The sequence below is a fragment of the Bacteroides mediterraneensis genome, from assembly GCF_016900355.1.
In the GTDB taxonomy this organism is placed as follows: domain Bacteria; phylum Bacteroidota; class Bacteroidia; order Bacteroidales; family Bacteroidaceae; genus Phocaeicola.
Genome location: NZ_JACJKA010000044.1, coordinates 1 through 6,629, shown reverse-complemented (window position 1 = coordinate 6,629; position 6,629 = coordinate 1). Strand labels below are relative to the sequence as shown.

General features: G+C 42.7%; 5 protein-coding genes and 1 tRNA gene. 4 read left to right on the top strand and 2 right to left on the bottom strand.

All coding sequences use genetic code 11. The annotated features are described in order from the left end of the window. Positions 1–168 precede the first annotated feature (168 nt). The 3 genes from greA (at position 169) to H6A28_RS14600 (ending at position 3,578) form a co-directional block, all read left to right on the top strand. Entirely contained in the window at positions 169–633 is a 465-nt protein-coding gene (gene greA / locus H6A28_RS14610; RefSeq protein WP_022355129.1) for a transcription elongation factor GreA, read from the top strand. 53 nt (positions 634–686) lie between these two features. Then, complete coding sequence (locus tag H6A28_RS14605) at positions 687–1,094, top strand: HIT family protein (RefSeq protein WP_204475798.1); 408 nt, start codon at positions 687–689, stop codon at positions 1,092–1,094. 108 nt (positions 1,095–1,202) lie between these two features. Continuing rightward, on the top strand, positions 1,203–3,578 hold the full coding sequence (locus H6A28_RS14600) for a TonB-dependent receptor (RefSeq protein WP_239465389.1): 2,376 nt from the start codon (positions 1,203–1,205) through the stop codon (positions 3,576–3,578). Between the two features lie 92 nt (positions 3,579–3,670). On the opposite strand, the gene H6A28_RS14595 is transcribed toward H6A28_RS14600, so the two are convergent. Next, positions 3,671–4,714 (bottom strand): mannose-1-phosphate guanylyltransferase, encoded by a 1,044-nt coding sequence (locus tag H6A28_RS14595; protein WP_204475799.1) that lies wholly within the window; start codon positions 4,712–4,714, stop codon positions 3,671–3,673. A gap of 167 nt (positions 4,715–4,881) precedes the next feature. On the opposite strand from H6A28_RS14595, the gene H6A28_RS14590 reads away from it, so the two are divergent. Continuing rightward, a tRNA-Leu gene (locus H6A28_RS14590) sits at positions 4,882–4,965 on the top strand. A 184-nt stretch (positions 4,966–5,149) separates the two neighbouring features. Here the strand turns inward: H6A28_RS14590 and H6A28_RS14585 are convergent. Further along, a complete protein-coding gene (locus H6A28_RS14585) occupies positions 5,150–6,397 on the bottom strand; it encodes a GmrSD restriction endonuclease domain-containing protein (RefSeq protein ID WP_239465388.1) in 1,248 nt (415 codons plus the stop codon). Positions 6,398–6,629: the final 232 nt, after the last annotated feature.

Sequence of the window (6,629 nt, the reverse complement as noted above, 5' to 3'; positions counted from 1 at the left end):
CAAAACCCACTTGCGTGACCTGTTCGACAAGACTAATTTCAATGATGTCAAAGATCTAAATGATCCCCTGATTCCGGGGCTTTTTGATTAATTGTTTAACTCGTCCCATTTTAACGGGACACTAATGGAAACAAATCAATTAATAACGAATATTTAAGGAGAAAAATTATGGCTTACATGTCAGAAGAAGGCTATCAGAAACTGGTGGCCGAATTGAAACACCTGGAATCAGTGGAGCGTCCGAAGATTGTCGCTGCCATTGCGGAGGCGCGTGACAAGGGTGACTTGTCGGAAAATGCAGAATACGATGCGGCAAAAGAAGCTCAGGGTATGCTGGAAATGAAAATCAATCAGCTGAAGGCTACCATCGGCGATGCCAAAATTATTGATACTTCCAAGTTGAAAACCGATACGGTACAGATTCTGAGCCGTGTGGAACTGAAGAACGTGAAGACCGGCATGAAGATGGCTTATACCATCGTATCCGAAAGCGAAGCCAATCTGAAGCAAGGCAAGATTTCCGTCAATACGCCGATTGCACAGGGTTTGCTGGGCAAGAAAGTGGGCGAAGTGGCAGAAATCACTATCCCGCAGGGAAAAATCTCATTGGAGATTACAGGTATATCATTTTAATTTGTAAGGCAGGTCTGCTCCGGCGGGCTTGCCTTATTTAATATTCTATCAATATGGCAACAATATTCAGTAAAATCATTGCAGGTGAGATTCCCAGCTACAAGGTGGCTGAGAATGACAAGTTTTATGCTTTCTTGGATATCAATCCGCTGGTAAAAGGACATACGCTGGTTGTACCAAAACGGGAAGTAGACTACATTTACGACCTGAGCGACGATGAACTGGCTCAGATGCATGTGTTTGCCAAGCATGTGGCACTGGCTATTCAGAAAGCTTTCCCATGCAAGAAAGTGGGTGAGGCAGTCATCGGTCTGGAAGTTCCTCATGCGCACATCCATTTGATTCCTATGCAGAAAGAGTCAGATATGCTGTTCTCCAATCCTAAACTACAGCTTTCTTCGGAAGAGTTTACCGCGATAGCCAAGGCCATCAACGAGGCTTGGAAAGCTGAAAGCAAATAATTTTCTTCTACAAAATACCTTAAATATAAAGTATTCTTCGTATTTTTCAGGTGTGGTTTTCAGAAAACTGAGATTTTTGGAAACCGCACCTGATTTTTTTTTGTACTTATGCATCGTAGACGAATTTCTTTTTTTATTCTCTTGTTGTGTGTGGTGGCGCACCTCTTTGCCGCGGAATATCAGATTAAAGGGATAGTAATCGACAAATCTACCCGTCAGCCGCTGGAGTTTGTAAACGTATTGGTCGTGGGGCTGGGTATTGGAGCTTCGACTGACAGTGAAGGACATTTTACCATAACACAGGTACCACCGGGAATCTACCGTTTACAGGCTTCGTTCTTAGGGTATAAAACGGCGTTGACTCCCGAATACCGGGTGAACCATGTCACTCCTTATGTGCAGATTGAGCTGGAGGAAGAAAACACCTCCTTGAACGAAGTGGTGGTCACTGCTTCTCCCTTTCAGAAAGTGGTGGAGAGTCCAGTCAGCCTGCGGGTCATCGGTTTGCAGGAGATAGAGAAAGCTCCGGGTGCCAACCGCGACATCTCAAAGGTGGTGCAGAATTATCCGGGAGTGGCTTTTTCTCCCATCGGCTACCGTAATGATTTGATTGTGCGAGGCGGCGGTCCTTCGGAGAATCGTTTCTATCTGGATGGGGTGGAAATTCCGAACATCAACCATTTCAGTACCCAGGGAGCTTCCGGCGGACCTGTAGGACTGATTGACGCCGATTTGATTCGTAGTGTGAAGTTTTACAGTGGAGCTTTCCCGGCCGACAGAGGCAATGCCCTGAGTAGTGTGCTTGATTTCAGCTTGCGTGACGGTGATATGGAACGGAATTCCGTGAAAGCCACCTTAGGCGCTTCGGAAGTTTCTTTGAGTTCCAACGGGCATTTGGGTAAAAAGACCTCCTATCTGGTGTCGGTCCGTCAGTCCTACTTGCAGGCCTTGTTCAAGATTTTAGGATTGCCTTTCCTTCCTGCGTATACCGATGCCTCCTTCAAGCTGAAAACCCGTTTCGACAGTCACAACGAACTGACCGTGCTTGGATTAGGAGGCCTTGACCGCATGAAACTGAATCTGGGTATTGAAGGCGAGGATGCCGAATACATGCTCAGTTACCTTCCCAAGATAGAGCAGGAAACCTATACCGTAGGCGGGGTATACCGGCATTATACCCCTATACATGTGCAGACCATCGTGTTGAGTCAGAGCTATCTGAACAACCGGAACATCAAATACCGTAACAACGATGAAAGCAGTGAGGACAATCTGACGCTGCGACTGGGTTCCGTGGAACAGGAAACCAAACTGCGAATGGAGAACACGTCCTCGTGGAGCGTGTGGAAGGTGAAAGCCGGCTTCGATTTGAACTATTCCCGCTACAAAAGCGATGAATACCGTAAAATATTTGCCGATGCACTTCGGGAGTATAAATATCACACCGACCTTGCCCTTTGGCGCTGGGGATTGTTTGCTTCTATCGATTATGTGGCTCCCGACAAAAGTTTCACTGCTTCTATCGGTGTGCGTACCGACGGTAACAACTATAGTGACAAGATGAGAGAACTGTGGCGCCAGCTTTCTCCCCGTCTGTCCGTGTCCTATCGCCTGGCCGAAGGGTTGTTCCTGAGCGGTCATGTAGGGCTGTACTACCAGCTGCCTTCTTATACCGCCTTGGGTTTCAAGGGAGAAACCGGGGATTATGTGAACAAGCATTTGGATTACATTTCGGTATCGCAGGAAAGTGTGGGACTGTCTTGGACCCCTAATGAGAATATGGAGTTCTCGGTGGAAGGTTTCTACAAACTCTATGGAAACATGCCGTTCTCTTTGTCCGACCAGATACCCTTGTCGTGCAAGGGAAATGATTACGGGACGATTGGTAATGAAGCCCTTTCATCCCAGGCCAAAGGACGTTCCTACGGAGCGGAACTGATGTTCAAGTGGTTGCTGACGCAGGAACTGAACCTCTCTTCTTCCCTGACCATTTTCAAAAGTGAGTTCAAGGACGACAAGCAAGGTAACTATGTGCCTTCCGCTTGGGACAACCGGTTTATCCTGAACGTGAGCGGTACTTACAATTTCCCCAAGCACTGGAGCGTGGGAGCCAAAGTCAGCTGCATCGGAGGTTCTCCATACACTCCTTATGATGAGGCAAAATCTTCCTTGGTGGAAGCCTGGGATGTACAGGGACGAGCCTATTATGATTACAGCCGTTACAATCAGGAACGTCTTCCCGTGTTCGGTCAGTTGGATGTGCGGGTAGACAAAACTTTCTATCTGAAAAAATGTATGCTGGGCTTTTACCTCGACATCCAGAACATCACAGGCAGCAAGTTGCGCCGACCAGATGCCCTGATGAGTACGGGCCAGATTGAAAACCCTTCCGCTCCGCTGGCTGAGCAGCGTTACGTCATGAAATCCATCCGTCAGGAAAGCGGCACCCTGCTTCCCACACTGGGTATTACTTTTGAATATTAAGAATAAGACAACATAAAAAACGGTCTGCTTCTTTCTTCGAGAAAAGCGGCAGACCGTTTTCATTATCTGAGTGGACGGATTGCTTTTGCGGTTTATGAGTATTGTTCTCCGAATTTCATTTCCGCGTCATTAACGAACTTTCGGATAGCATTCTGGTCGTCTTTCTTGCAGATGAGCAAGGCGTTCCCCTGTTCGGCAATCAGGTAGTTTTCCAAGTCCTGCACTACGACCAATTTGTCCTTCGGCGTCATGATGATATTTCCCTTGCAGTTGTACAGCAATGTGTTGCTTTGTGCCGTCACATTCTGGTCCTCATCCTTCGGTGAGGCATCGTAGAGCGAGTTCCACGTGCCGATGTCCGCCCATCCGAAGTCACACAATAACACGTACACATTGTTCGCTTTTTCCATGATGCTGTAGTCGATGGAACTGTTCGGACATGTGCTGAACTTCGGCATGTCACATTCCACTTGCGGACACACATCCGCCATCATTTCATGAAACGCTTTCAGGATGGTATTGACATGCCATACAAAGATGCCCGAGTTCCAGTAAAATTCATTGCTCTGAACGAATACCTCCGCAAATTCCCGTAGCGGTTTCTCGATGAACGTCTTAACCTTATAAAAATCCTCTTCCTGTTCCTCCGAAATCTGGATGTAGCCGTAACCCGTTTCCGGATAGCTGGGTTTGATGCCCAGTGTCAGCAGTTTGTCCGTACGGGAAGCGAATTCCAGTGATTTCAGGATATCCCGTTTAAATTCATCCATTTTGAGAATCAGGTGGTCGGACGGGACGACGACGATACTTGCGTCAGGATTGATTTTGTGGATGACATACGAAGCATATGCGATAGCTGGAGCCGTATTTCGGTGTTCTTCCTCAATGATGAGCTGTGATTCCTTGAAATCAGGGAGTGAGTTCAGCACCAGCTCCCTGTAATGCTGGTTGGTGGTGATAAAAATGTTCTCCGCAGGAAGTATTTGCTTGTATCTTTCGTAAGTCTGTTGCAAGAGCGTCTGCCCGGTTCCGAAGAAGTCCAGGAACTGTTTGGGTAAGGCTTTCCGGCTATATGGCCAGAACCGACGCCCGGTTCCTCCGGCCATGATGATGCAATAAAAATTCTTACTGTCCATGGTGTAGATGCTAGCGTTAAAGTTTGATGCTAAGATAAAGTTTATTTTGAAAGAAACGCCTGAAAAGGATTCTAAATAGTGTTAGAAAACTTTTTTTCGTTTTTTTTGCGGGAATCCTTGCAATATCGGAAAAGATGTGTACCTTTGCACTCGCAATCGGAAATTATGCCCAGATGGCGGAATCGGTAGACGCGCTGGTCTCAAACACCAGTGGAGTAACATCCATCCCGGTTCGACCCCGGGTCTGGGTACAAGAAAAAGAGCTAAATATTTGTAAATCAAATATTTAGCTCTTTTCTTTTTTGTAACTTGTTCCCAAATTGTTCCCATTCGTCTTCATGTCCCCAATATTCCCATCAACACTCAAATCATTATTATGAATAAAAAATGCAGATGAAAAGAGTATTTTTTATATTTTCATCTGCATATAATCTATTATTTAGTCGGGAATAGTATTTCCTCTTTCTCTATATCCCAATCTTTGAATTTGAACTTCCAACGTTCCTCCATAAACTGTAACATTGATAATCCTCTTTCTTTTATTCTTTCTGTTGTCCACTCAGACTCTTTCGCAACTTCTATTTCACTATACGAACCATTATAATATCCTATATCTTTCCCTTCTTTGCTTTTAAGGCATTTCTTTTTATCAAAATCATAATTCTGTAACTTAGAATTCTTTGAACGACTTAAGAGCAATAGATTTCCTAAAGAATTAAGATACAATCGTCTTTCTGTTGGCTTAAGATGCCCAAAACGCTTTTTCCAGTAAACATCGTTTGCTGATTGAGGATATATATGTTCAATGGTGTCTTCTTTCTTTCTCTTGTTGAAATCTTCCCAGGTTACTTTGGAATTTGCATTATCTTGGAGGTGTAATTCGTATTCATAAAGAAAATATCTTAGTCCACTCCATGAATAGAAGCCATCTCTGTCATTTTTTGAAAATAGCTCTTTTATATGATTTTTAAATCTTTCTAAATCAAACCATCCACGATAGTATTCTTCATCCTCACCATCAGTTATAAAATCAATCTCATGAGTTAAAGTTTCAATGTCTAAATCTCCAACATAATATTCTCGTGCTTTCCTATATAAGTTACTATTTTGCGTGTTTGACGCTCGATGTGATATTGCAAAAACTAAAAAATTAAATCTTTCACAAGCATCTAGGAAATCCCAAATTAAATCTTCGTTACTTTCTTTAGTGAATACTGCCATTATCATTGGAGGGAATGCTCCCCACCCAACTCGTTCTAATTTCTGAATATGCTCTTTTATTCTACTTGAATAACTAGAATATTGAATGTTAAATATATAAAACCATTGTTTTACGCATTTAGATAGACTATCTATATAGGCTTTTATTTCTTCTATGGAAATTTTGTTACATAATACATTTTTAGATGTGAATTTTTTCTTAAGTAAAAACTCTGCATATACATCAGATTGACTTCTATCATATGTAAAATACATAATCCAATGATTGAATAAGAAGGTGTCATCATCTAATGGATTATCTTTATTTTTACCTAAATATTCATATATTGTTTTCCATGTTTCATTAATATCTCGTCTTAATCGTCCTTTGGTTTCATCATCTTCATGTAGAAGAGTTGACAAATACATAAGACGGTTTTTAAGAAGTTCTAAATGTGACAAGCTTTTCCCTCGATTGTTCATCGTTTCAAATGTCACATATACATCTAAAGAATCATCTATTTCATAATAATTGAATTTTAAGCGATTTATAACTTTATCAAAAATACTCTCCTTGCTTTCCTTATTTAACGTGAGTTCGATATAAGGAATAAAATTATTCGTTTGATAATTAGGAACATAGCGATAAAAGCATTAAATTTATAGTGTCAAGTTATAACATTTAAGCGATTACCACTATGTTCTCAGAGGATAA